We start from the raw sequence: 20,960 nt of genomic DNA, 5'->3' as shown, positions 1-20,960 counted from the left end.
TCGAAACACTCTCGTGGCGGGGAGTCCGTGCTTACAAGCGGGCACCGGGGCTGTCACCTGAGGAGATGCCGTCGATCACGTCGAGGAGCGCGCGCACCCGATCGAGGTCGGCCGCCAAGTCCGCGAGGTCGTCCGCCAGCGTCGCGTGGACGGCCTGCGCGGCCTCCGGAAATTCCTCAAGCACGCGGCGCATCAGCGTCGGGGTGATGCGCATGACCGCGGTGGCGCTCTCGGCCCGGGCCACGGTCGGGCGCGTCCCGCGCACGAACAGGGCGAGCTGCCCGATCAGCGCGGAGCGGCCGGCCCGGACCGGCTCGGCGCGGGCGTCCCGGGGCTCGAGCCGGATCGTGCCCGACATCACCACGAAGCCGCCATCGGCCGGGTCGCCGCGGGCAAACAGCAGGTCGCCATCCGCGAGATCGCGGCGCTCGGCCGCGAAGGTCAGCAGGCGCAGGGCATCCCGATCGAGGAAGCCGAACAGCGGCGCACCGGCGAGGATCGCGATATCGTCGTCGAGCCCCAAGAACGCCTCACCACCCTGCGCATACGCGTACCGATTGGTCGCATATACGGTAAACGTCTTTTCGTCAGGGCAGCAACTTGTATCCACCGCCCTCCGTCACCAAGATCGCGGCGGTGGCCGGGTTGGGCTCGATCTTCTGGCGCAGCCGGTAGATATGCGTCTCCAGCGTGTGGGTGGTGACGTGGGCGTTGTAGCCCCAGACCTCTGCCAGCAACGTGTCGCGGTTCACCACGGCCCGGCCCGCCCGATAGAGGAAGCGCAGGATCGCGGTCTCCTTCTCGGTGAGCTTGAGCTTCGAGCCGCGCTCGCCGACCAGCAGCTTGGCGCCGGGCCGGAACGTGTAGGGGCCGATCTGGAACACCGCGTCCTCGGAGGCCTCGTGGCTGCGCAGGTGGGCACGGATCCGGGCCAGCAGGATGCCGAACTTGAACGGCTTGGTGACGTAGTCGTTGGCGCCGGCCTCCAGCCCCTCGACGTGATCGGCCTCGGAATCCTGGGCGGTGAGCATGATCACCGGTCCGCGGAAGCCGCCGGTGCGCATCCGGCGCACGGCCTCACGCCCGTCGAGATCGGGCAGGCCGACATCCATCACGGCGAGGTCGATGCGCTCCGTGGCGGTCCGCCGGATCGCGTCCGCGGCATTCGCCTCGGTGAAGACCGTGAACTCGTCGCAGAGATCGAGCTGTTCGGTTAGGGTGTCGCGCAGGATCGCGTCATCGTCGCAGATCAGCAGGCGGTAGGCATTCGACATCGTCCGGGTCCCAGGACAGGCCGCCGGTTGGGGAGGGCGATCCTCCCGGGGGCAGCACGCAAGACTAGCGGTTCTCGGCAGGATCGTGGCGATACGCGATCGCAGCGATTCTGCGGAGGCTTTCGTGTCCGCATCATTGCGCCGTCGAGGCGGAGGACGCCCCGGCGAGCGGGTCTGCTGCGGTGGCCGGGCCGCCGTGCCGGACTCCGAAGGTGCCCCGCCCGCGCTGGCGCGGGACCGGTCTCCTCCGAAGTCCCGGCTGACGTCCCGGGTTGCGAGCAAGGATAGAGCACACTTTGTGGCCGGAAATTGCCTTGTGCGCAATTTTCATCCGTCCGGGCGCGAATATCGGGCATAAGGCGCGCCGATCGAGGCCGGCCAGCCGGCTTGGGGCAGGGCGGCTTGGGGCAGGGCGGCTTGGTGGAGGGCGGCTTGGTGGAGGGCGGATATGCGGCGACGGCCGGGCGGACGGGCCGAGGACGGCGTCCCCGTGACGGTGCGCGAGATCCGCGTGCGCGCGGTGATCGGCAACCGGTCCCGGGGCCAGCTCTTGGTCGGACCCATGGTGATTCCCTGTGCGCTCGGCGCCGGCGGCATCGTCGTCGACAAGCGCGAGGGTGATGGCGGCTCGCCCCGCGGACGGTTCCGGGTGCGCGGCGGTGCCTACCGCCCCGACCATCTCGGGCTTCGCCCACGCACGACCCTGCCGCTCCGGGCGACCCGGCCCGGCGACGGCTGGTGCGACGAAATCCGGGACCGCCGCTACAACCGCCCGATCCGCCTGCCGGCCCCGGGCGTCAGCGCCGAATCGATGTGGCGGGACGACGGGCTCTACGACGTGGTGATCGACCTCGACTACAATCGCGGGCCGATCCGCAGGGGGCGGGGGTCTGCGATCTTCCTGCACCTCGCCCGGGATGGCTACCGCCCCACGGAGGGCTGCGTCGCACTCGCCCGGGCCGATCTGTTGCGGCTGCTGCGGCGGCTCGGGCCGCGGACCTACCTGCGGATCGGGTGAAGGCGCCTCCCCGTGTTCACACGCGCGTGAACACGGGGTTCGAAAAGACATCCGCATTTCATGAATTCTGATTTCGAATCGTTAAAACAGCTGTGTAGAGCCGTCTTCATCATAGAAAAATCATCGTAAATATGAATTCACTTTTATTGAGATTGATTTTGGCCAAGGATCAAAAAATCGACTTTTTGCTCTACGGCAGGGCTCTTTGATTTTTGAAATATTTAGTAATGAACCTAGTTGTATTTCGGAAGCGGCAAGAATTCGTATCTATAAAAATTCTCAATATTTAATTTGATTTCGTCAATGCTGCATGATAAGCCATTATTGACCAATAATTGAGTTCATCAGCCGAGGCGGCAATGCAGGAAAATTGCGTTTGCTATGCTGTCGATTCGAATTATTTGTTTCCTGCAACATTGAGTGCCCTGCAGGTCAGAAAAAACACGCCGCATGCGCGCGCCGATGTCGCCATCGTGTGTTTCGATGAGCCGAATGACAACACAAGGCTAGCGGCGACACTTTCCGAGGCCTCCGGGATCAAATTCATCCTGATGCCCCAATCTGAACTTGAGGGCGTCCCTCTCGCCTACGCGCGGCTGTTTCTCGACAAAGCGCTTCCGGCACAATACAGGAACCTGGTGTATATCGACGGCGATACACAGGTGCCCAACTCCCTCGAGGGCCTGTTCGCGCCCGGCCTAGCACACCACGATTTCGTGGCGGCCCGCGATGCCATGACCTTGATCGTCAACGACAACACTCGGATGGCGAAGCGCATCAAACAATATTTCCGATCTCTAAATATCGGTGAAGATAAACACGAGCGGTATTTCAATTCGGGCGTCATGAAACTCAAGAGGAGTATCATCGGTGACTTGCGATCGGAGATCAAAAATCTGCTCGCCCGGAATAAGAATGCTTTCACTTTTTTTGATCAGGACGCTCTGAATATTATATTGTCTGGCAACAAGAATTTGATGTCCATGAAGTGGAATTTCCCCACCTTCCTCATGAACTATAGCCATTTTCGAGAGGTGCCCGCCAACCTGCTGCATTTCTGCTCGAACCCACGCCCCTGGCACGGCCCTTTCGCCCCCTGGGGAGACGCATACTTTCAGGTCTATACCGAGTTTGCGAAGTCCTTTCCGAACACCAATCAGAAGACCCAGCCTCTCAAAGGTCTGAAGAAGGTCAAATACATCCTCCAGACCCGGTACAAGAGTATCGTCGAGCCGTATATCTGGGACAATGTCTATTCTCGCCGCAGGAGGATCGTGCAGGAGTTGGATACGATCATCTGAACGGGATCGTCCTGTACTCCTCCGAGAGCCGTGTTTTGACGCGCTCTCGTGCACCGAACCGGTGTCCGCTTCGTCGGAGCGCGCTCTCGATGGAACGGCATCGCCCCCAATGCGGAAACGATCTGATCTTGCGGACCGGGGTCCGAGGAGGAACGTATGCGTCTGGCCGTGGTCGGATCGGGCTATGTCGGGCTGGTCACCGGGGTCTGCCTGGCGGATTTCGGCCATTCGGTCGTCTGCATCGACAAGGATCCCGCGAAGATTGCGGCCTTGAATGCGGGGCGGATGCCGATCTACGAGCCGGGCCTCGGCGACCTCGTCGCCGACAACGTCGCCCAAGGCCGGCTGGCCTTCGTGACGGATCTCGGCCCCGCGGTCGCCCAGGCGGAGGCCGTCTTCATCGCGGTCGGTACGCCGTCGCGCCGCGGGGACGGCTTTGCTGACATGACCTATGTCCGCGAGGCTGCGCAGGAAATCGCCCGGTCCGTCAGGGGTTTCACGGTCATTGTGACCAAGTCGACCGTTCCGGTGGGGGAGGGCGACGTGGTCGAGCGGATCGTGCGTGAGGTCGCCCCCGAGGCGGATGTCTCGGTCGTCTCGAACCCGGAATTCCTCCGGGAAGGCGCCGCGATCTCCGACTTCAAGCGGCCCGATCGGATCGTCATCGGCGTGGACGATCCGCGCGCCGAGGCGGTGATGCGCGAGATCTATCGCCCCCTGTATCTCAACGCGGCCCCGATCCTCGTGATGGGCCGGCGGACGGCCGAACTCACGAAATACGCCGCCAACGCGTTCCTGGCGACCAAGATCACGTTCATCAACGAAATTGCCGAACTGTGCGAGGTCGTCGGCGCGGACGTTCAGGCCGTGGCGCGCGGGATCGGCCTCGACGGACGGATCGGGCCGAAATTCCTCCATGCAGGTCCGGGCTACGGGGGATCCTGCTTCCCGAAGGACACCCTGGCGCTGGTGAAGACCGCGCAGGACCACGAGGTGCCGTTGCGGATCGTCGAGACCGTCGTGGCGGTCAACGACAGCCGCAAGCGCGCGATGGCCCGCAAGGTGATCCGGGCCTGCGGCGGATCGGTGCGGGGCAAGACGGTGGCCATGCTCGGCCTCACCTTCAAGCCGGACACCGACGACATGCGCGAGGCCCCGTCCCTGGCGATCGCCACCGGTCTGCAGGATGCGGGCTGCCGTGTCCGCGCCTACGATCCCGAGGGCCTGGAGCAGGCCCGCCCGCTGATGCCCGGCGTGGACTTCGCCGACGACGCCTATGCCTGCGCGGAGGGGGCCGACGCGGTGGTGATCGTGACCGAGTGGAACGCTTTCCGCGCCCTCGACCTCGCCCGGCTGCGGGCGATCATGGCAACACCGGTCTTGATCGATCTGCGCAATATCTACGAACCGGAAACGGCCCGCCGTCACGGATTTTCCTACACGAGCGTCGGTCGGCGCGGGGACGGGCCCGCCCTCGACGCGTGAGGGATCGGCGTAGCGGCGGCCGCACCCGGGCGGGGCCCGGAGCGTTGGGTGGAAGGAGGGTTCGAGCGTGCGCTACGACGATACGAAGAAGATCCTGGTGACGGGCGGTGCCGGTTTCCTCGGTTCGCATCTCTGCGAGCGTCTGCTCAACGACGGACATGAAGTCCTGTGCGTCGACAACTTCTACACCGGCACGCGGCGCAATATCGCGCATCTGCTGGGCAATCCGCGCTTCGAGATCCTGCGTCACGACGTGACATTCCCGCTCTACGTCGAAGTCGATGAGATCTACAATCTCGCCTGCCCGGCCTCGCCGGTGCATTACCAGTTCGATCCGGTCCAGACGACGAAGACGAGCGTCATCGGCGCGATCAACATGCTGGGCTTGGCCAAGCGCCTGCGGATCAAGGTGTTCCAGGCCTCCACGTCGGAGGTCTACGGCGACCCGGAAGTGCATCCGCAGGTCGAAGAATACGTCGGCCACGTCAACCCGATCGGCTTCCGCTCCTGCTACGACGAGGGCAAGCGCTGTGCCGAGACCCTGTTCTTCGACTACCGGCGCCAGCACAATCTGCCGATCAAGGTCGTGCGCATCTTCAACACCTACGGCCCGCGCATGCACCCGAACGACGGCCGCGTCGTCTCGAACCTGATCATGCAGGCGCTCCGGGGCGACGAGATCACGCTTTACGGCGACGGGGAGCAGACGCGCTCGTTCTGCTACGTGAGCGACCTGATCGAGGGCTTCGTCCGCCTGATGGACAGCGGGCCTGAGGTGACCGGACCGATCAACATCGGCAATCCGAACGAGTTCACGATCCGGGACCTCGCCCACATGGTGATCGAGCTAACGGATTCGCGCTCGCGGATCACCCACCGTCCCCTGCCGCCGGACGACCCGCGGCAGCGTCGGCCCGATATCGGGAAGGCGAAGGCCATTCTGGATTGGGAGCCGACCGTGCAACTCCGCGAGGGGTTGGAGCGGACGATCGCGTATTTCCGCGCGACGCTTTAGGTCGTGTCGGACGGCAAATAGCGGGTTCCCCAAGGGCGAGCCCTTGGGCAGGGGTTCGGGGGCAGAGCCCCCCGAGATACGGGCGAAGCCCGGCACCAGGGCTCTGCCCTGGACCCGCGAAAGGTCTCGAGCTTTCGAAACCGGGACATGAGCCAGGCGTCGCTACGTTTTCGGCTTGCGTGCCCCGAAGATGGCTGTCCCGACCCGGACATGGGTGGCGCCGAGCTGGATCGCCGCCGGAAAGTCGGCGCTCATGCCCATGGAGAGGATCGGCAGGTCGTGCTCCTGAGCCAGCCGGGCTAGCAGGGCGAAATGCGCCGAGGGCGGATCCTCCGCGGGGGGGATGCACATCAACCCCTGGATCGCCAGCCCGTGCGTGTCGCGGCACTCGGCGAGCAGGGTGGCCAGCTGGTCCGGCAACACGCCGCCCTTCTGGGGTTCCGCGCCGGTGTTGACCTGGATCAGCAGCTTCGGAGTCCGGCCCGACCGGGCGATCTCCTTGGCGAGCGCGGCGGCCAGCGACGGCCGGTCCAGGGCGTGGATCACGTCGAACAGCGCCACCGCCTCCCGGGCCTTGTTGGATTGTAGCGGCCCGACGAGGTGCAGTTCCACATCCGGGTAGCGGGCGCGCAGGTCCGGCCACTTCGCCGTCGACTCCTGCACGTAGTTCTCGCCGAACACCCGCTGCCCCGCCTCGAGCGCCGGCAGGATGCCTTCGGCCGGCACGGTCTTGGAGACGGCGACCAGCTGAACCTCGGACGGGTCACGCTCCGAATCCTCGGCCGCCCGGGCGATCGCCGCCCGCACCTCGGCGAGCCCGGCGGCGACGTCGGCCTGTCCGACCGGCAGCTTCGCGGTCGGGTGCCCCATCCCGTCCGCCGCCGGGGAGTTCGAATCGGTGATCGCGTCGTCCATACCTGACTGTCCTGTCGCTGCCGGGCGCCGGTTCCGACCTATGCGCTCGCGCGCCCCGCGCAAGCCCGAATCGCACGCTGCGTTGACCGGCTCCCGCGCAGATATGCTATCGCGGCGCGACCGTGCCGTCGTCATTCCGCAAAACGACCGACGAGCCCCTGACCCCGCCGGATCCATGACCAGCACCGCCGTTCCCCAACCCGTCGAGCGCTACAACGCCAAGGATGCCGAGCCGCGCTGGCAGGAGGCCTGGGCCGAGCGGCGCCTGTTCGAGACCGACAATGCCGACAGCCGCCCGAAATACTACGTGCTGGAGATGTTCCCCTACCCGTCGGGGCGGATCCACATGGGCCACGTCCGCAACTACGCGATGGGCGACGTGGTGGCGCGCTACAAGCGCGCCCGCGGCTTCAACGTGCTGCACCCGATGGGTTGGGACGCCTTCGGATTGCCGGCCGAGAACGCCGCCATGGAGCGCAAGGTCAACCCGCGGGACTGGACCTACGCCAACATCGCGTCGATGCGCGACCAGCTGAAGGCCATGGGCCTGTCGCTCGACTGGAGCCGGGAGATCGCGACATGCGATCCCGACTACTATAAGCACCAGCAGCGCATGTTCCTGGACTTTCTCGACAAGGGCCTCGTCACCCGCCGCACCGCCAAGGTGAACTGGGACCCGGTGGACCACACGGTGCTGGCCAACGAGCAGGTGATCGACGGGCGCGGCTGGCGCTCGGGCGCGCTGGTCGAGCAGCGCGAGCTGACCCAATGGTTCTTCAAGATCACCGACTTCGCCGAGGATCTGCTGACCGCCCTCGATGGTCTGGACCGCTGGCCGGAGAAAGTCCGGCTGATGCAGAAGAACTGGATCGGCCGCTCGGAGGGGCTGGAGGTCCGGTTCGCCCTGGCCCATCCACCGGCCGGCGTGCCCGAATCGGTGACCGTCTACACGACCCGGCCCGACACGCTGTTCGGCGCAAAATTCCTGGCGATCGCCGCCGATCATCCGATCGCCGCCGCGCTCGCCGCCGATAAGCCTGAGCTCCAGGCCTTCATCGAGGAGTGCCGCCGCACCGGCACCGCGCAGGCCGCGATCGACACCGCCGAGAAGCACGGCTTCGACACCGGCCTGACCGTGCGCCATCCCCTCGACCCGTCCTGGGCGCTGCCGGTCTACGTGGCGAACTTCGTGCTGATGGAATACGGCACCGGCGCCGTGTTCGGCTGCCCGGCGCACGACCAGCGCGACCTCGATTTCGCGAACAAGTACCGGCTCGGCAACACGCCGGTGGTCTGTCCGGAGGGGCAGGACCCGGCGAGCTTCGTGATCACCGACACCGCCTATGTCGAGGACGGGCGGATGATCAATTCGCGCTTCCTCGACGGGCTGAGCACCGACGCGGCGTTCGAGGCGGTGGCCCGGCGCCTCGAAGGGGAGGGGGTCGCCACCCGCAAGGTACAGTTCCGCCTGCGCGACTGGGGTGTCTCGCGCCAGCGCTACTGGGGCTGCCCGATCCCGATCATCCACTGCGAATCCTGCGGGCCGGTCCCCGTGCCGGTGGCCGACCTGCCGGTCAAGCTGCCCGAGGAGGTGTCGTTCGACCAGCCCGGCAACCCGCTGGAGCGCGACACCGCGTGGCGGAACGTCCCCTGCCCGCATTGCGGCGCGCCGGCCCGGCGCGAGACCGACACGATGGACACGTTCGTCGATTCGTCCTGGTACTACGCCCGCTTCACCGCCCCCTGGCTCACCGACGCCCCCACGGACCGCGCCGTGGTCGATCGTTGGCTGGCGGTGGACCAGTATATCGGCGGCATCGAGCACGCGATCCTGCACCTGCTCTACGCCCGGTTCTTCATGCGGGCGATGCGCGAGACCGGTTGGGCGGGCGTCGCCGAACCCTTCGCCGGCCTGTTCACGCAGGGCATGGTGGTGCACGAGACCTACAAGGATGCGGCCGGCGCCTGGGTGCCCCCGGCCGAGATCCGCTTCTCCACGGAGGAGGGGGAGCGCCGCGCGTTTCACGTGAAAACTCAGGCGCCGATCGCGATCGGCCCGATCGAGAAGATGTCGAAGTCCAAGAAGAACGTGGTCGATCCCGACGACATCATCGCGAGCTACGGGGCCGACACGGCGCGCTGGTTCATGCTGTCCGACTCGCCGCCCGAGCGCGACGTGATCTGGACCGAGGAGGGCGTGCAGGGCGCGGCCCGGTTCGTCCAGAAGGTCTGGCGGCTCGTGAACGCCGCGCGCGCGGCGACCGGCGACGGCGACGCGGACCTACCCCTGCGCAAGGCCGCCCACCGGGCTTTGGCATCGGTGCAGGACGATATCGAGCGGCTGCGCTTCAACCGCTGCGTGGCCCACATCTACACGCTGGCCAACGCCCTGGAGGACGGGTTGCGCGGCCCGGTCACGCCGGCTGTTGCCAAGGAGGCGGCCGGGATCCTGGTCCAGCTGATCGCCCCGATGATGCCGCATCTGGCGGAGGAGTGCTGGACGGTGCTCGGACGCTCCGGGCTCGTCGCGCAGGCGTCCTGGCCGGAGACCGAGGCCGGGCTCCTCGTCGAGGACGAGATCACCCTGCCGGTCCAGATCAACGGCAAGAAGCGCGCGGACGTCACCGTGAAGCGGGACGCCGACGCGAACGCGGTGGAAGCCGCGACCCTGGCGCTGGCGGCGGTCCAGACGATCCTGGAGGGGCGGGCGCCCCGCAAGGTGATCGTGGTGCCGGGGCGGATTGTGAATCTGGTGGTGTGAGGCGTCCGGCAACCGCCGATGCCGGCCTTCGTCTATACGCGCCACGCGATGAACAACATGGCTGACCGTGGGATCGACCGTGCGCTCGTCGAGCGCACCGTCCTGGCCCCGGAGGCGACCGAGCCGGATCCGCAGTATCCCGAACGCGTGCGGGCCTATTGCGCAGTGCCGGAATTCGGCGGTCGTATCCTGCGCGTGGTTTATGTCGAGGAGCCGGCGTTGACTTACCGCATCATCACGCTTTTCCTCGATCGTGGCCGGAGGCGCAGACATGAAAGTCAGATACGATCCGGAGGCTGACGCCCTCTACCTGCGCCTGGCCGATACATCGGTCAGCGAGAGTGAGGAGGTGCGCCCCGGCATCATCTTCGATTTCGATGCGGAGGGTCGCGTCGTCGCCATTGAGATCCTGGATACCAAGGCGCGTCTCTCGGCCGGCGTGGATCTCGTGCATCTCAGTGCGGCGTAAGGCCGGTCAAGGCGCCGCCAGCCCCGGATCCTGCCCGCTGGCTTCCAGGCCGCGACGCACGAGCCCCTCCCGCTTCGCCCACGCGATGAAGTTGGCGAGGTAGGCCGCCCCCGCCGGGCGTCCGACCGGCAGGCCCATCGCCTGCGGGATCTCCATGAAGTGCCCCGGCAGCAACCGCACCTCCGGATGCGCCGCCGCGTAGGCGGCCAGCGGCTGCGCCACCCCGGCCGCCACCTCCAGCCCATCCCGCGCGAAGGCCGTGACCGCCTCGGCCGATGTCGGGGCCCGCACCAGGGTCGCGTGGGTCAGGCTCCGGCTCAGGAACAGGTCGTAGGCGCTGCCGCGGCCCACCGAGACCCGCACGCCGTCGCGGTCGACCGCCTCCTGGGTCCGGATCGGGGAGGAGTCCGGCACGAGGTAGCTGCCGGCGATCAGCACGTAGGGCGCCGTGAAGGCGATGCCCTCGGCCCGCTTCGGGTCGATCGCCAGGAAGCAGATGTCCCAGGTGCCCGACCCCGCCGAGCCCGAGACCGCCCCCGCCCCCGGGAAGGTCACGAATGTCACCGTGACGCCGAGCCGCGCCGCGAGCGCCCGGGCGAGATCCACCGACACCCCCGCGGGCCCGTCCGGTCCGGCCTGCGCCAGCACCGGGTTGCCGAGGTTGATCGCCGCCCGGAGCGTGCCGGTGGGGGCGAGGTCGTGCAGGATGGCGGGATCGGGCGTCATAGGCTCGAGCGTCATGGGCTTCGTCTCCGCGCAGGCGAGGACCGGAACGAGAAGCAGGCCGAGCGCCGCGAGGATCCGCATCAGGCTCGCTCGACCCGACCGGGCAGGGCAGCCTTGGCGCCACGCCGTCGCCGCCGGGCCAGCATGTTGAGGCCCTCCACGCCCGCCGAGAACGCCATGGCGGTGTAGATGTAGCCCTTCGGCACGTGCGCCCCGAACCCTTCGGCGATCAGCACCATGCCGATCATGATCAGGAAGCCGAGCGCCAGCATCACCACGGTGGGGTTGCGGGCGATGAAGGCCGAAAGCGGCTCAGCGGCGAGCAGCATCACCGCGACGGCGACGATCACCGCCACCATCATCACCGGCACGTGCTCGGTCATGCCGACCGCCGTGATGATCGAGTCGATCGAGAACACGAGGTCGAGCAGCAGGATCTGGCCGATCGCCGCGCTGAAGCCCAGGCTGCCGCCGGATTCTTCCGAATTCGGCTCCGGGTCCACAGAGTGGTGGATCTCCTTGGTGGCCTTCCAGAGCAGGAACAGGCCGCCGCCGATCAGGATCAGGTCGCGCCAGGAGAAGTCCTGGCCGAACACCGAGAAAACCGGCTCGGTCAGGTGCACGATGAACGCCACCGTTCCCAGCAATCCCAGGCGCAGGATCAGGGCCAGCCCGATGCCGATCCGCCGGGCCCGGGTCTGCTGCTCGGCCGGCAGCTTGTTGGTCAGGATCGATATGAAGATCAGGTTGTCGATGCCGAGCACCACCTCCATCACCACGAGGGTGGCGAGCGCGGCCCAGACGGCGGGCTGGCTGGCAAGGTGGATCAGGCCGGTCACGGGTGAGGGGCCTCGCTGGTCGGGAACAGGCGGTTGCCGAGGGTGGCGAGATCGAAGGGGGCGGGACCGCGCACGGGCTCGGGGGAGAAGACCCGCAGGATCTTCGGGACAACCTTGAAATGGGCCGGGGTGTGCGTGGTCAGCTCGCCATCGGTGTTCACCGGCCGGGGCCGGCGGGTCGTGATCCGGATCTCCTGGGCGTGGAAGGCCCGCACGTCGGCCGCCCGGCCGTGGGTGCCCCGCCGGAGCGCAGGCAGCAGCGCGATCAGCCGCCACCAATGGTCGATCTCAAGGCTGTAGAAATCGAGCTTGCCGTCATCCACCGCGGCGCTCTCCGCGACCGTCATGCCGCCGCCGTAGTGCCGGCCGTTGCCGACCGAAACCTGGATGGTGGTGATCGTCTCGACCGTGCCATCGTGCTCGATGGTCACCGTGAAGGGCCGGACCCGGCGCAGCACCCGGATCGCCGCCACCGCGTAGCCCAGCACGCCGAAGGTCTTCTTCGACTCCGCCGTCAGCTCACCCGCGAGCTCCGCCGAGAAGCCGATGCTCGCCACGTTGAAATAATAGTGGCCGTTGACCCAGCCGAGATCGACGGGCCGCGCCTCCGCGGTCGGGATCAAGCGGGCGGCTTCCAGGGGATCGGGCGGCAGGTTGAGGGAGCGAGCGAGGTCGTTGGCCGTGCCGAGCGGCAGGATCGCAAGCGGCAGGCCGGCCTTCACCAGGGCCGGGGCGGCGAAGTTCATGGTGCCGTCGCCGCCCCCGAGGATCACGAGATCGACCGACCCGGCTTGTTTGCGGATCTCGGCGCGGCAATCGGCGTCCGGCGGCGGCTCCACCGGCTCGATCCCACCCGCGCGCAGGATCCGGCGGACCTCGTCCAGGTCGAACCCACCGTTGCGGGCCTTGGCGTTGCAGATCAGCAAGGCCCGGCGCGGCGCGGCACTCATCGGGGACTCCCGGATCGTGGGGTCGGGCAGGCCTTGGCGTCAGGTCGGGCCACGGGAACCTCGATGCGCAGCGGCGGGAAAGCGGACGGAACGGAGACCGGGAACGGCCAAAGCCAAGACTGTCCCCGACTTGGTACCCAAACGGACGAACGCAACCCCATCATCCCCGCAATCCAAGGCTGCCCGCCGCCGTACGATCAGGCAGGATGTCAATCGCGCCCGAGACCTGCGTGGAACTCCCCACCCCCGCGGGCGCGTTCTCGTCACTGTCCGCCCCGGCCGCCAGGAAGGCACCGATGTCCGCCACCCGCCCCGCCCGACTCCAGGCACGCACCCAATCGCTCGTCCTCGGCATGCTCCTGCCGCTCGCCCTCGCGGGCACGGCCGCGGCCCAGCAGCAGGGCGCGGCGAGCCAGGGGGGCTGGGTCGACCCCCCGCCGCGGGCCGCCGCGCCGGCCGCTGGCGCCACGAGGGAGTCGATGAATCCGGCGGTGCCCAAGAACCTGGAGACGAATGTCGCGAAGGCCCAGCCCGAGACGCCGCGCGACGCCGCACCGGTCCGTCAGGCCGCCAAGCCGGAACCCGGCGAGGATGCCCTGCCGAAGGCTGCGGCGACGCGGGCGCCGGGCCCGAAGCGGGCGGCTGCCCTGGAGCGTCCACCGGTCCGGGAGAGCCTGCGCCGCCGGGAACACTACGACGCGCGCCAGGAAGCGCGTCAGGAGACTTATCGTCCGCACCGCCTCGCCGAGACGCCGGCCGCGATCGGCCCGGCGCCGGGCGTGTCGGCCGAGCGCGTCGCCGCCGCCCGGGCGCTGACGGCGAGCTACCTCGCCACCGTCTCGGGGTCCGACGACACCATGGTGGGCGCGGCGACCCGGTACTACGCGTCGCGCGTGCGCTTCTACGGCCGCCCGGTCACCACGGCGGGGCTCGTCGCCGAGAAGCGCAGCTTCGTTCAGCGCTGGCCCGAGCGGCGCTACGAGCCGCGAGCCATGCGCACCGCCTGCGACGCCGAAACCTGCACGATCCGCACGCTGGTCGAGTTCCGTACCGCCAATCCGGGGCGCGGCGCCGTCTCCATCGGCGAGGCCGAGCTGATCCTGGAGGTGGGCTTTGCCGGCGCGCGGCCCTACATTCTGGGCGAGACCGGCCGTGTCCTGCGGCGGAGCATCCAGGCCGGGACCCTGGCCGCCTCGCCCGGCAAGGCGTAAGGAGCCTGTCGCCGCGTGCGACGGATGGCCGAGGGGACGAATCCCGGCGATGCGATGTTTTGTAAGGCGCTCCCGCGCGGGCCCGGCCGATCGATTTCGGGCCGCGCCGGGGTGGTGCCGGGATCGGGTGAATGACGTCGTCGACTCTGGTGGAGCAACAGGAGGCGGAACCGGCCCGTCCGGCCCTCGACGGTCCCAGCCGCCATGCCCTGCGCGCGGCGATCCGGGACGCGGTTGCCCGCGCCCGCCCACGCCCCGTGGCGGTGCGGACTCTCGAACTCCTGGCCGAGGCCGCCTGTATCCCCGATGAGGCCGGGACCGGCATCCGGGTGCTCGACCGGCACGGCGCCGTGCGCCACCGGGACGGGTCCGACGCACCGATGACCCTGGCGGATCTCGTCGCGGAACTTCGCACCCGCCACCCCGCCCTGTTCCTCCCCCCCGAGCCGGAGGAGATCGAACCGGCCGCGCCCGCCATCGAGGAGCCCCGGGATTCGGCCCTGCTGACCGGCGCCTACGAGATGAAGGCCGCCACTGCACGCTTCGTCGGGGTGCAGTCCGAACGAGCCCGCTCCCTGGCGGAGCGCTCCTCCGAGCAGGGCCGCGTCCTGGCCCAGAACGCCGCCGGCCGGTTCGCGACCCTGCGGACGCGCCTGCGCGGCCGGCTCGCAAGTCCGGCCGAGGGGGCGGGCGAAGCAGCCGCGGGGACGGATCCGGCGGCGGCCTGGAACAGCGGGCCCGGCCGGTTCGGCGAGACGCTCCGCGACGGCCGGGATCGTCTGCGCGACCGGTTCGGCTTCGGCGGCGTGGACGACGGGACCCACCGGCAGCGCCGCCTGCTTCTCGGTGCGGTCGCCGGCACGCTGGTGGCGGTGATCGCCGCCGGTCTCGTCCTGGAGAGAAGTGGGCCGATCGCGCCACGCCCCGCCGCTCCGGCGGCGTCCCCTGGGGAGGCTCCGAACAGTACGGCCCCGAACGGCACGGCCCCGAACAGTGCGGCCCAGAGTGGCAACACCCCGAGTGCGCCGTCCGCCACTCCCGATACGGTCACCCCGCCCCCCGAAACCGCGGGCGATGCCGAGCCCGACACGCCGTTGCCGCCGAACGCCATCGCGGGACAGGCGCAAGTGATCGACACCGCGACCCTCAAGGTCGGCGGCAAGGTGATGCACCTGTTCGGCGTCGAGTGGGTGCGGGGCGGACAGGCGGAGGAGCTGGCCCGCTACATCGGCAGCCGGCAAGTGACCTGCCAGCCTGCCCCCGGCAGCGCCACCATGAACTGCCTCGTGGACGGGCGCGACATCTCCGAGGTGGTGCTGTTCAACGGCGGCGGCCGCGCCTCACCGGAGGCGAGTCCCGAACTGGTCGCGGCCGAGGATCACGCTCGGAGCGAGCGGCTCGGCGTGTGGAAGCGCTAGGGCGTGCCGGCCGAGCATTTCGGTGACACCGCGGATGGCCGCCCGGTCACCCGCCATAGCCTGAGCCGGGACTCGATCAGTGTGGCCGTCATCGCGTTCGGCGCCGCCGTCACGGCGATCACGGTGCCCGACCGGGACGGCCGCACCGCCAACGTCGTTCTCGGCCTCGACACCCTGGCGGGCTACGAGACCGTGAGCCCGAGCTTCGGCGCGATCGTCGGCCGCTACGCCAACCGCATCGCGCGCGGGCGCTTCAGCCTCGACGGACACAGCTACCAGTTGCCGGTGAACGAGGGGCCCAACACCCTGCACGGCGGCCCGCAGAACTTCGGCAAGCGCCTGTGGCGGGTGGAAGGTTCCGACGCGACGCGCCTCGTCCTGAGCCGCCGCTCGCCGGATGGGGAGGAGGGATTTCCGGGCAATCTCGACGTCCACGTCACCTACAGCCTGCCGGCGGACGGGGTGCTGCGCATCGACACCACCGCCGTGACCGACCGGCCCACGATCCTGAACCTTACCAACCACAGCTACTTCAACCTCGCCGGGGAGGGGGCCAGCGGCGTCCTCGGCCATCGCGTGCAGGTCGAGGCCGATGCCTTCGCGCCGACGGATTCGACCCAGATCCCGACCGGCATCCTCCAATCGGTCTCCGGGACGCCGTTCGATTTCCGCGCCCCGCGGACCCTTGAGGAGCGGATCCGGACCGGGGATCCGCAGCTCGCCTACGCCAAGGGCTACGACCACACCTTCGCGCTGCGCGGCTCCGCCGGCACCCTTCGGCCGGCTGCGACCTGCATCGATCCCGTCAGCGGGCGTCGGCTCGATGTCTGGACCACGCAACCGGCACTGCAGCTCTACAGCGGCAACAACCTCGACGGCACGCTGATCGGGCCGTCCGGGCGGATCTACCGCTCCGGCGACGGGGTCTGCTTCGAGACGCAAGGCTTCCCCGACGCCCCGAACCACCCGAACTTCCCCTCGGCGGTGCTGCGGCCCGGCGAGACGTTTGCCGCCGCCACCGAGTTCCGGTTCTCGGTGGTGTAGGCGACACCGCGCAGGCTTGCGGCTTCTCACGTGGCCGGCTGCGCCGAGGCTTGGACGCAGTTTCCCCCTCGCCCCGCCTGCGGGGAGAGGGAGGGGCGCCACACCTCTTGTCGGGAGCGCGATGAGGCGGCCGCCGAGGATGAGAGGAGTGTCGCGGGCTTCAACTCCCGACGTGTGTCGGCCTCATGCGGCGCGCGCGAAGTCCCCTGACACGGGCATTGCGGCGGCCGGCGCGGCCGGGTGGGGATGCCAAGTCTCGCCGAGCGCCAGGAGGGCGGCCTTCACGGCGTCGAGCTGCGACGGCTCGCCCTCGGCCTGCCTTCGGCGGCCGCCACCTCCTTCAGGTACTCATCCCAGGCCCAGCGCCGCAAGATCTCCCGTTTGCAGCCGGGCAGCAGCCGGGGATGGTCGAGCACCTGCGTGGGCGTGGCGAACACCGCCGCCGGGTTGATCAGCGCCCGCTCCAGATCCGGAAGCTCCGGTGCGGCCCGGCGGCGCTCCGCGGCGCGTCGAACAGGTGGGTGTGGAGGCCGCGGCCGTGGGCCAGGCCGCCAGGACGGGATCGTCGGCGCGACCGGCGTGGGCCCGGTGACGCCGGTCTCGGGCTCGACCGCGTAGGCCAGCCCCTGGCGCTCGGCATAGGCGATCGCCTGCGCCCGGGTGGGGAAGCTGAGCTGGACCCGCGTGGCGAGGGGATCGTCACCGGCCGTCCAGCCCATCAGGGGCGCGATCTCGGGTGGCGTTTCGCGCTCGACGGTGAGGAGCCACGTTCCCGCCCGGGCCCGGTCCGCGGTGTCGACCGGCCGCTCGCGGCGCCGGATGCGGGCCGTGCGGCTGGCGAGCCAACCCGGCGGCACAGCCACGGGCGGGTCGTTGTGGCCGCTTCCGATCGTTCGTTCCTCCATGGTGACCTCCCGACATGTCTTGGCATCTTGACTCTTGGCATCTTGACCGGAAATCGGGACCGGAACGCCGCGGGGAGCTCCGATCCCATCGCATCCCGGAGCCGGTGCATCCTCCGGGATGCGGCGCGTGGGTCCGTCATACGCGTCAGGCTCCAAGGAGTCCGAGCCGCGCGGCCGTCTGGACGCCGAAGCTCGCCGCGAAGGACAGCAACGCGGCGTCCCAGGTCGTCAAGGTGGGGGACGCGCCCGGCGGGACGCCCCGGGTCAAGGCGAGGCCGAGCCACGTGAAGCCCAACAGGCTCAGCAGCCCGGCCGCCACCCAGGGCAGGGCCGCGGGCGGGCAGGGCGCCGCCAGAGCGAGGCACATCACGGCGGTCAGCAGCCAGCTGACCAGGATGGATTCATCGGTCACGCCCGCTTGGTCGCGGGCGCGGTGCCGCCGCCGGCGCCAGAGGTCGCGATGCGGATTGTTCAGGTGGAACGTCGTCATGGAACGGCCCTCCCGGTTCCGTTCAGGGCGGATCCGGGCGCGCTCCGGCCTCCGTCCCAGCGCCGGGTGAAGGCTGCCGGGAAGAGCGGTCGGCGCGACGCAGCCGGCGCGGGGGACCCCTCGTCGAGGGCCTGGAGCGCTTCCAGAATCTCGTCGATCGGGACGGGCTCGGCCCGGCAGCCCGGCAGGCAGCGCAGGGTCGGGTTGGACTCGACCGCCCGGGCGTCGGAGGCCCAGGAGGCCAGGATCGCCCGCTTCTCGGCGCCCGACAGGCCCGGATAGGTCAGCACCTCGCGGGGCTGCCGGAAGACGTCGCCCGGCGCCACGAAGGCCTCGAACGGGTCGACGGCCGGCGGACGCAGATTGGCCGCCGCCACCGGGCCCAGACGTTCGATACCGTCCCTGGCCGGGCCGGCCTGGATGGGATGGATCTCGATCTGCTGCATGGAACCCTCCTCGGAACCCGCCACGTGCGGGCAAAGGCTGGAATGGGCCGGCACGCCCCCTTCAGGTACCCCCTTCAGGTGCCCCCTTCAGGTGCCCCCTTGGGGGACGCGCCGGCCGCTGCGTCATGCGTTCGGTCTCGACCAACGCGGCGCCTGTCAGTGCTTGGCTGCCGAAGCGCCACCGCCGTTGATCACGATGCGGCGCCGACGCTCCGGCGCCTCGGCCGAGCGCGGCAGCGTCACGCTGAGGACGCCGTTGCGGAAGGTCGCCTCGGCCTTGTCCTCCTGCACCGCGAAGGGCAGCGCGATCGACCGCTCGAAGCGGCCGTAGCTCCGCTCGGAATAGCCGCGCTCCGTGTCGGTGGTCTCGGCGCGCTTCTCGCTCTTCAGGGTGAGCACGCCATCCTCGACCAGGAGTTCGACATCCGTCTCGTCGAGCCCGGGCAACTCGGCGGAAACGCGCAGGGCGCCGTCCGCCTCCGCCACCTCGACGTTCGGCCAGCCGAAGCTCCGGCCCGCCAGACTTGAGTTCGCCAGACTTGAGTTCACCAGGCTTGGCACGCCGAACCCGTTGAACACGTCGTCAAACAGGCGGTTCACCTCGCGGTGCAGCGTCAGGAACGGGCTCGTCGGCTCGCTCGGCAGGCGGGCCGGGGCAGGGGTGCCGGTGCTGCGGTTCCAGGGAATCAGATCTCTCACGCTCATGATGCTCTCTCCATCGCAGATGTTGCCAGTTGCGGGAGCGGGCCCCGGGTCCGGGGATCCGCAAGAGAGTGTCGTTCTGCGTCCGGGGACGTCCGTCCGGCCCCGGAGGGGCCCGGGCCGGCGGACGCGGGATCAGGCTGCCTGGGCCTCGCGCCCGCGGCTGATCTGCGCCGGCGCCGGCGCGTTGTCCTGGCCGGCCGTCGCCGTGACGCCGCCGATGGCGATGCGGCGCGGCTTCAGGGCCTCCGGCACCTCGCGCTTCAGCGCGACGGTGAGCAGGCCGTTCTCCAGGCTCGCGTCGACCACCTTCACGTGCTCGGCGAGATTGAACGTCTGCCGGAAGGTTCGGGCCGCGATGCCGCGGTGCAGATACTGCGTCTCGCCCTCCTGAGCGGCCTTCTGGCCGGCGACGAGGAGCGTGGTGTCCTGCTGGGTCAGCGCGATTTCGTCGGCCGTGAAGCCTGCCACCGCCATGGTGATGCGGTACTGATCCTCGGCGACCTTCTCGATGTTGTAGGGCGGCCAAGCCGTGGACGGTTCGACGCGCTCGGCTTGGTTGAGCAACTCGAACAGGCGGTCGAACCCGATGGACGACCGGAACAGGGGCGAAACGTCGTAAGTCCTCATAACCACATCCTCCTGTGAGCAACGTGACTACAAGCGACGCCAGACACCGGGTCCGGCGCCCTCCCGCGAGCCCGTTTCCAGGCCTCGCACGCGCGTAACGTGTGAGCTGCGCGCGGGTTCCTCAAGAGGACGAGTATTTTTGTGTTTTCGCCGCGGGGTGTTCGAGGGGGGCGATTGGTCCCCCGTGGCTCCCTCCCCCGCAAAGGGGGAGGGGGAGCTGCCGACGCGAAGCCTCGCCCCACGATCCTCAGCCGACCGCGTCCTCCACCAGGATCTCGCGCTTGCCGGCATGGTTGGCCGGGCCGACGATGCCTTCGACCTCCATCCGCTCCATCAGCGAGGCGGCGCGGTTGTAGCCGATCTGCAGGCGGCGCTGGATGTAGCTGGTTGAGGCCTTCTGGTCGCGCAACACCACCTGCACGGCCTGGTCGTAGAGGTCGCCGCCGGTCTCGCCGAAGGAGCCCTGGTCGAACACCGCGCCGTCGAGTTCCAACTCCGCCGCGCCGGCCTTGCCCTTCGCGCCCTTCTCCGGGGCACCCTCCTCGTCATCGGCCGTGATGGCGTCGAGATAGCTCGGGCGGCCCTGGCGCTTGAGATGCGCCACGACGGTCTCGACCTCGCTGTCCGAGCAGAACGGCCCGTGCACCCGGGTCGTGCGCCCGCCGCCGGCCATGAACAGCATGTCGCCCTGACCGAGCAACTGCTCGGCGCCCATCTCGCCCAGGATCGTGCGCGAGTCGATCTTGCTGGTCACCTGGAAGCTGATCCGGGTCGGGAAGTTCGCTTTGATCGTGCCGGTGATCACGTCCACCGACGGGCGCTGCGTCGCCATGATCAGGTGGATGCCGGCCGCGCGTGCCATTTGGGCCAGACGCTGGATCGCGCCCTCGATGTCCTTGCCGGCCACCATCATCAGGTCGGCCATCTCGTCGACCACGATCACGATGTAGGGCAGCGGCGACAGGTCCATCGCCTCGTCCACGAACACCGCCTCGCCGGTATGGCGGTCGAAGCCCGTCTGGATCGTGCGCGTGATGGTCTCGCCCTTCTCGCGGGCCTCCTTCATGCGGGCGTTGTAGCCGTCGATGTTCCGGACGGCGATCTTGGACATCTTCTTGTAGCGCTCCTCCATCTCGCGCACGGCCCATTTGAGGGCGATCACCGCCTTCTTGGGGTCGATCACGACCGGGGAGAGCAGGTGCGGGATGCCGTCGTACACGGACAGTTCCAGCATCTTGGGATCGACCATGATCAGGCGGCACTCCTCCGGCTTCAGCCGGTAGAGCAGCGACAGGATCATGGTGTTGATCGCCACCGACTTGCCCGAGCCGGTGGTACCGGCCACCAGCAGGTGCGGCATG

General features: G+C 68.8%; 22 protein-coding genes. 10 read left to right on the top strand and 12 right to left on the bottom strand.

Annotation, left to right across the window (positions count from 1 at the left end; translation table 11 throughout):
* Positions 1-31 precede the first annotated feature (31 nt).
* Both MKK63_RS20805 and MKK63_RS20800 read right to left on the bottom strand, forming a co-directional pair.
* Positions 32-523 (bottom strand): cyclic nucleotide-binding domain-containing protein, encoded by a 492-nt coding sequence (locus MKK63_RS20805; RefSeq protein ID WP_244005165.1) that lies wholly within the window; start codon positions 521-523, stop codon positions 32-34.
* Between the two features lie 64 nt (positions 524-587).
* Positions 588-1,274: a response regulator transcription factor gene (locus MKK63_RS20800; RefSeq protein WP_244005162.1), complete on the bottom strand. Its 687-nt coding sequence runs from the start codon at positions 1,272-1,274 to the stop codon at positions 588-590.
* Positions 1,275-1,722: 448 nt separating this feature from the next.
* Between MKK63_RS20800 and MKK63_RS20795 the strand changes: the two genes are divergently transcribed.
* The 4 genes from MKK63_RS20795 (at position 1,723) to MKK63_RS20780 (ending at position 6,093) form a co-directional block, all read left to right on the top strand.
* A complete protein-coding gene (locus MKK63_RS20795) occupies positions 1,723-2,292 on the top strand; it encodes a L,D-transpeptidase (protein ID WP_244005160.1) in 570 nt (189 codons plus the stop codon).
* 335 nt (positions 2,293-2,627) lie between these two features.
* The gene (locus MKK63_RS20790; protein WP_244005158.1) at positions 2,628-3,593 is read left to right on the top strand and encodes a glycosyltransferase family 8 protein; all 966 of its coding nucleotides are present in this window, start codon (positions 2,628-2,630) and stop codon (positions 3,591-3,593) included.
* 156 nt (positions 3,594-3,749) lie between these two features.
* Positions 3,750-5,078 carry a UDP-glucose dehydrogenase family protein gene (locus MKK63_RS20785; protein ID WP_244005156.1) on the top strand — a complete coding sequence of 443 codons (1,329 nt, stop codon included), beginning with the start codon at positions 3,750-3,752 and terminating at the stop codon, positions 5,076-5,078.
* A gap of 67 nt (positions 5,079-5,145) precedes the next feature.
* Complete coding sequence (locus MKK63_RS20780; RefSeq protein WP_244005154.1) at positions 5,146-6,093, top strand: UDP-glucuronic acid decarboxylase family protein; 948 nt, start codon at positions 5,146-5,148, stop codon at positions 6,091-6,093.
* A 162-nt stretch (positions 6,094-6,255) separates the two neighbouring features.
* On the opposite strand, the gene MKK63_RS20775 is transcribed toward MKK63_RS20780, so the two are convergent.
* Positions 6,256-7,008: a YggS family pyridoxal phosphate-dependent enzyme gene (locus tag MKK63_RS20775; RefSeq protein ID WP_244005152.1), complete on the bottom strand. Its 753-nt coding sequence runs from the start codon at positions 7,006-7,008 to the stop codon at positions 6,256-6,258.
* 175 nt (positions 7,009-7,183) lie between these two features.
* Here MKK63_RS20775 and leuS point away from each other — a divergent pair, with 175 nt between their 5' ends.
* Genes leuS through MKK63_RS20760 form a run of 3 tightly spaced genes read left to right on the top strand, consistent with a single transcriptional unit; the run spans position 7,184 to position 10,238 of the window.
* Positions 7,184-9,769 carry a leucine--tRNA ligase gene (gene leuS / locus MKK63_RS20770; RefSeq protein WP_244005150.1) on the top strand — a complete coding sequence of 862 codons (2,586 nt, stop codon included), beginning with the start codon at positions 7,184-7,186 and terminating at the stop codon, positions 9,767-9,769.
* A gap of 18 nt (positions 9,770-9,787) precedes the next feature.
* The gene (locus MKK63_RS20765; RefSeq protein WP_244005148.1) at positions 9,788-10,069 is read left to right on the top strand and encodes a DUF4258 domain-containing protein; all 282 of its coding nucleotides are present in this window, start codon (positions 9,788-9,790) and stop codon (positions 10,067-10,069) included.
* A complete protein-coding gene (locus tag MKK63_RS20760) occupies positions 10,041-10,238 on the top strand; it encodes a DUF2283 domain-containing protein (RefSeq protein WP_244005146.1) in 198 nt (65 codons plus the stop codon). Before MKK63_RS20765 ends, MKK63_RS20760 begins: the two co-directional genes overlap by 29 nt.
* A 6-nt stretch (positions 10,239-10,244) precedes the next feature.
* Here the strand turns inward: MKK63_RS20760 and MKK63_RS20755 are convergent, their stop codons facing one another.
* The 3 genes from MKK63_RS20755 to MKK63_RS20745 are packed head-to-tail and all read right to left on the bottom strand — an operon-like array spanning position 10,245 to position 12,753.
* Positions 10,245-11,045, bottom strand: a complete 801-nt coding sequence (locus tag MKK63_RS20755) for an ABC transporter substrate-binding protein (RefSeq protein WP_244005144.1) — start codon at positions 11,043-11,045, stop codon at positions 10,245-10,247.
* Positions 11,045-11,803: a TerC family protein gene (locus MKK63_RS20750; RefSeq protein ID WP_244005142.1), complete on the bottom strand. Its 759-nt coding sequence runs from the start codon at positions 11,801-11,803 to the stop codon at positions 11,045-11,047. Before MKK63_RS20750 ends, MKK63_RS20755 begins: the two co-directional genes overlap by 1 nt.
* Entirely contained in the window at positions 11,800-12,753 is a 954-nt protein-coding gene (locus MKK63_RS20745) for a lipid kinase (protein WP_244005140.1), read from the bottom strand. The genes MKK63_RS20750 and MKK63_RS20745 overlap by 4 nt, the downstream gene beginning before the upstream one ends.
* 296 nt (positions 12,754-13,049) lie before the next feature.
* On the opposite strand from MKK63_RS20745, the gene MKK63_RS20740 reads away from it, so the two are divergent.
* From MKK63_RS20740 to MKK63_RS20730, 3 genes are all read left to right on the top strand, one after another.
* Positions 13,050-13,964, top strand: coding sequence for a hypothetical protein (locus MKK63_RS20740; RefSeq protein ID WP_244005138.1), 915 nt, complete (start codon positions 13,050-13,052; stop codon positions 13,962-13,964).
* Positions 13,965-14,095: 131 nt separating this feature from the next.
* Positions 14,096-15,382, top strand: coding sequence for a nuclease (locus tag MKK63_RS20735; RefSeq protein WP_244005136.1), 1,287 nt, complete (start codon positions 14,096-14,098; stop codon positions 15,380-15,382).
* Positions 15,383-15,385: 3 nt separating this feature from the next.
* Entirely contained in the window at positions 15,386-16,426 is a 1,041-nt protein-coding gene (locus tag MKK63_RS20730; protein WP_244005134.1) for an aldose epimerase family protein, read from the top strand.
* A gap of 281 nt (positions 16,427-16,707) precedes the next feature.
* Here MKK63_RS20730 and MKK63_RS20725 read toward each other — a convergent pair whose 3' ends face one another.
* The 6 genes from MKK63_RS20725 to MKK63_RS20700 form a co-directional block, all read right to left on the bottom strand.
* Positions 16,708-17,331, bottom strand: coding sequence for an NADH dehydrogenase ubiquinone Fe-S protein 4 (locus tag MKK63_RS20725; protein WP_244005131.1), 624 nt, complete (start codon positions 17,329-17,331; stop codon positions 16,708-16,710).
* Between the two features lie 145 nt (positions 17,332-17,476).
* A complete protein-coding gene (locus MKK63_RS20720) occupies positions 17,477-17,821 on the bottom strand; it encodes a hypothetical protein (RefSeq protein WP_244005129.1) in 345 nt (114 codons plus the stop codon).
* Entirely contained in the window at positions 17,818-18,267 is a 450-nt protein-coding gene (locus MKK63_RS20715) for a hypothetical protein (RefSeq protein ID WP_244005127.1), read from the bottom strand. Before MKK63_RS20715 ends, MKK63_RS20720 begins: the two co-directional genes overlap by 4 nt.
* Before the next feature lie 156 nt (positions 18,268-18,423).
* A complete protein-coding gene (locus MKK63_RS20710; protein WP_244005125.1) occupies positions 18,424-18,972 on the bottom strand; it encodes an Hsp20/alpha crystallin family protein in 549 nt (182 codons plus the stop codon).
* 132 nt (positions 18,973-19,104) lie between these two features.
* Positions 19,105-19,599, bottom strand: a complete 495-nt coding sequence (locus tag MKK63_RS20705; protein WP_244005123.1) for an Hsp20 family protein — start codon at positions 19,597-19,599, stop codon at positions 19,105-19,107.
* A gap of 247 nt (positions 19,600-19,846) precedes the next feature.
* Positions 19,847-20,960: DNA translocase FtsK (locus MKK63_RS20700; RefSeq protein ID WP_279574781.1), on the bottom strand; the 1,114-nt coding region annotated here is incomplete at its 5' end.

Origin of the sequence: Methylobacterium sp. J-088 (genome assembly GCF_022829295.1) — a bacterium.
Lineage (GTDB): Bacteria > Pseudomonadota > Alphaproteobacteria > Rhizobiales > Beijerinckiaceae > Methylobacterium.
Note: the sequence above shows the minus strand (reverse complement) of the source record. Positions and strands in the feature narration are given on the sequence as shown.

Coding starts and splice junctions, on each gene's coding strand:
- MKK63_RS20775 (WP_244005152.1), bottom strand. CDS start 7,008: ATGGACGACGCGATCACCGATTCGAACTCCCCGGCGGCGGACGGGATG.
- MKK63_RS20795 (WP_244005160.1), top strand. CDS start 1,723: ATGCGGCGACGGCCGGGCGGACGGGCCGAGGACGGCGTCCCCGTGACG.
- MKK63_RS20760 (WP_244005146.1), top strand. CDS start 10,041: ATGAAAGTCAGATACGATCCGGAGGCTGACGCCCTCTACCTGCGCCTG.
- MKK63_RS20765 (WP_244005148.1), top strand. CDS start 9,788: ATGCCGGCCTTCGTCTATACGCGCCACGCGATGAACAACATGGCTGAC.
- MKK63_RS20705 (WP_244005123.1), bottom strand. CDS start 19,599: ATGAGGACTTACGACGTTTCGCCCCTGTTCCGGTCGTCCATCGGGTTC.
- MKK63_RS20735 (WP_244005136.1), top strand. CDS start 14,096: ATGACGTCGTCGACTCTGGTGGAGCAACAGGAGGCGGAACCGGCCCGT.
- MKK63_RS20745 (WP_244005140.1), bottom strand. CDS start 12,753: ATGAGTGCCGCGCCGCGCCGGGCCTTGCTGATCTGCAACGCCAAGGCC.
- MKK63_RS20755 (WP_244005144.1), bottom strand. CDS start 11,045: ATGCGGATCCTCGCGGCGCTCGGCCTGCTTCTCGTTCCGGTCCTCGCC.
- MKK63_RS20785 (WP_244005156.1), top strand. CDS start 3,750: ATGCGTCTGGCCGTGGTCGGATCGGGCTATGTCGGGCTGGTCACCGGG.
- MKK63_RS20710 (WP_244005125.1), bottom strand. CDS start 18,972: ATGAGCGTGAGAGATCTGATTCCCTGGAACCGCAGCACCGGCACCCCT.
- leuS (WP_244005150.1), top strand. CDS start 7,184: ATGACCAGCACCGCCGTTCCCCAACCCGTCGAGCGCTACAACGCCAAG.
- MKK63_RS20715 (WP_244005127.1), bottom strand. CDS start 18,267: ATGCAGCAGATCGAGATCCATCCCATCCAGGCCGGCCCGGCCAGGGAC.
- MKK63_RS20725 (WP_244005131.1), bottom strand. CDS start 17,331: ATGGAGGAACGAACGATCGGAAGCGGCCACAACGACCCGCCCGTGGCT.
- MKK63_RS20800 (WP_244005162.1), bottom strand. CDS start 1,274: ATGTCGAATGCCTACCGCCTGCTGATCTGCGACGATGACGCGATCCTG.
- MKK63_RS20740 (WP_244005138.1), top strand. CDS start 13,050: ATGTCCGCCACCCGCCCCGCCCGACTCCAGGCACGCACCCAATCGCTC.
- MKK63_RS20720 (WP_244005129.1), bottom strand. CDS start 17,821: ATGACGACGTTCCACCTGAACAATCCGCATCGCGACCTCTGGCGCCGG.